Raw genomic sequence first — 2,525 nt, 5'->3', positions numbered from 1 at the left:
GCCGAGGTTGAAGACGTGGCCCTCCAGGTCCGCCGCGGCGTCCAGGATCTCGCGGGTCTTGGCCTCGACGGCGCGGGAGGTGGAGAAGAGGATCGCCGGGTCCAGGTTGCCCTGGAGCGCCTTGCCGGGGCCGACGCGGCGGGCGGCCTCGTCCATCGGGACGCGCCAGTCGACGCCGACGACGTCCGCGCCGGCCTCACCCATGAGGCCGAGGAGTTCGCCGGTGCCGACGCCGAAGTGGATGCGCGGCACGCCGTACCCGGCGACGGCCTCGAAGACCTTGCTGGAGGCGGGCATCACCGAGCGGCGGTAGTCCGCGGGGGACAGCGCGCCGACCCAGGAGTCGAAGAGCTGGACGGCGCTCGCGCCCGCCTCGATCTGCACCTTGAGGAAGGCGGCGGTGATGTCGGCGAGCCGGTCCAGGAGGTCGGCCCACAGCTGCGGGTCGCCGTACATGAGCGCCTTGGTCTGCTCGTGGTTGCGGGACGGGCCGCCCTCCACGAGGTAGCTCGCGAGGGTGAACGGCGCGCCCGCGAAGCCGATCAGCGGGGTGGCGCCGAGTTCCTTGGTGAGCAGGCCGAACGCCTCGGTGACGTAGGAGACGTCCTCGGGGGTGAGGTCGCGCAGCCGCGCCAGGTCCGCGCGGGTGCGGATCGGCTTCTCGACGACCGGGCCGACGCCCGGCTTGATGTCGAGGTCGATACCGATGGCCTTGAGCGGGACCACGATGTCGCTGAAGTAGATGGCCGCGTCCACGCCGTGCCGACGCACCGGCTGGAGGGTGATCTCCGTGACCAGTTCCGGTCGCATGCAGGACTCGAGCATCGGGATGCCCTCGCGCACCTTGCGGTACTCCGGCAGCGAGCGCCCGGCCTGCCGCATGAACCACACGGGGGTGTGCGGCACCGGCTCACGCCTGCACGCCTTGAGGAAAGCGGAGTCGTACGTGGCGGTCGGCTGCTTGCCCGCGGGGCTCTGGTTGGCACTCACACCGGCAAGTCTCGCATGTCACCGCGACAGCGCCCGACCTCGGGTGGGGCGGCTCCCGCGCGCCCCGCGGGACCGCGTGATCCGGACATCGCGTCCGCACGCGGGTGTCCCTCCCTGCGCCGAGGCGCCGTTCCCCTTAATCTTCCCCGCATGGCTGCGGCTCAGGGACGACTGTCGGACGGCGCTGGCGGAATGGACGAAGCGAAGGGTACCGAGGAGGAGGCCCGGCATACGGGGAGCACGGCACCGCCGGCCTTCGCGGGCGCCGTCGAGGCGCTCAGGGCCGCGCGGCTGCGGCCGCAGATCGAGGTGGAGGCGGTGCCCCCGCCGAAGCGGCTCGCCCCGTACGCGTACGCCCTGGAGGCTGCGGTCGTCGACGGGGACGACGACCTGGCGGACGGGCGGCTGGTGCTGCTGCACGATCCGGCCGGGCACGACGCCTGGCACGGCTCCTTCCGGCTGGTGACGCTGGTGCGTGCCGAGCTGGAGCCGGAGATGGCCGCGGATCCGCTGCTGCCGGACGTGTGCTGGTCCTGGCTCACCGGCGCGCTCCAGGCGCGCGGGCTGACGTACGGGGAGCCCAGTGGCACGGTCACGCGGGCGAGCTCCCACTACTTCGGGGGCCTCTCGGCGCGCCCGTCCGCCTCGCAGATCGAGATCCGGGCGTCCTGGACGCCGCGCGAAGGGCTGGGCGGCGTCCCGGACACCGCGGCGCACCTCGCCTCGTGGTGCGATCTGCTGGCGCAGGTCGCGGGCCTGCCGCCGGCCGCGCCGGGCGACGCGTCGATCGTGACGCTGCCGCAGCGGCGCGGACCGCAGTCACGCTGAGCCTTCCCCGACCCCTCACCGCTTTCTCCGTAACCGGCGCCCGTCCGGCCCGGGAAACGTTCCGTCACTTTGTCGACACGGCCACTTTCGGCCTCGTATCGACAAAGTACGAAACCGTTCGATCTTCGAATGATCGACCGCGTGTCCGAATTGCTCGGATTGTTACTCACCAGATCGTGATCATTCTCTAAAGGCGGACGGGTTCGGTGCCGAAGACGACTGTGACCTTGAAAGCACGGTTCGTCCCGGCTTCACCCCACGAGCCGGCCCCTTCCCGCACCCCAGGAGGCCTGGTGTCCGTTCTCCTCGAGCAGCCTGCAAGCCTGGTCGCCTACCGCCCGAACAAGCCGACCGCCATGGTGGTCGTGGCCGACCCGCGCGTCCGTTCCACCGTCACCCGCCATCTGTGGGCGCTCGGTGTGCGCGACGTCATCGAGGCCTCGTCCGTCGCGGAGGCTCGTCCCCGCATCGGCAACCCCCGCGACATCTGTGTCGCTGACGTCCATCTCCCCGACGGCTCGGGTCTGACCCTGCTGTCGGAGACCCGTGCCGCGGGCTGGCCCAACGGCCTCGCCCTGTCCGCCGCCGACGACATCGGCGCCGTACGCAACGCCCTCGCCGGCGGCGTCAAGGGCTACGTCGTCACCGGCACCCGTACCAACGTCGGGCTCCCCACCCGGCCGGGCGCCGCCCCCATCGGCGCCGCC

3 protein-coding genes are annotated in these 2,525 nt (G+C 72.0%); 2 read left to right on the top strand and 1 reads right to left on the bottom strand.

Annotation, left to right across the window (positions count from 1 at the left end; translation table 11 throughout):
* A partial coding sequence (gene hemE / locus EBH09_RS28240; RefSeq protein ID WP_121749760.1) for a uroporphyrinogen decarboxylase occupies nt 1–990 on the bottom strand: 990 nt, incomplete at its 3' end.
* A gap of 150 nt (nt 991–1,140) precedes the next feature.
* On the opposite strand from hemE, the gene EBH09_RS28235 reads away from it, so the two are divergent.
* Both EBH09_RS28235 and EBH09_RS28230 read left to right on the top strand, forming a co-directional pair.
* Nucleotides 1,141–1,818, top strand: a complete 678-nt coding sequence (locus EBH09_RS28235) for a DUF3000 domain-containing protein (protein WP_121749759.1) — start codon at nt 1,141–1,143, stop codon at nt 1,816–1,818.
* A 293-nt stretch (nt 1,819–2,111) separates the two neighbouring features.
* A partial coding sequence (locus EBH09_RS28230; RefSeq protein ID WP_121749758.1) for a response regulator occupies nt 2,112–2,525 on the top strand: 414 nt, incomplete at its 3' end.

The organism is Streptomyces sp. E2N166 (genome assembly GCF_003671715.1).
GTDB classification, from domain to species: domain Bacteria; phylum Actinomycetota; class Actinomycetes; order Streptomycetales; family Streptomycetaceae; genus Streptomyces; species Streptomyces thinghirensis.
Note: the sequence above shows the minus strand (reverse complement) of the source record. Positions and strands in the feature narration are given on the sequence as shown.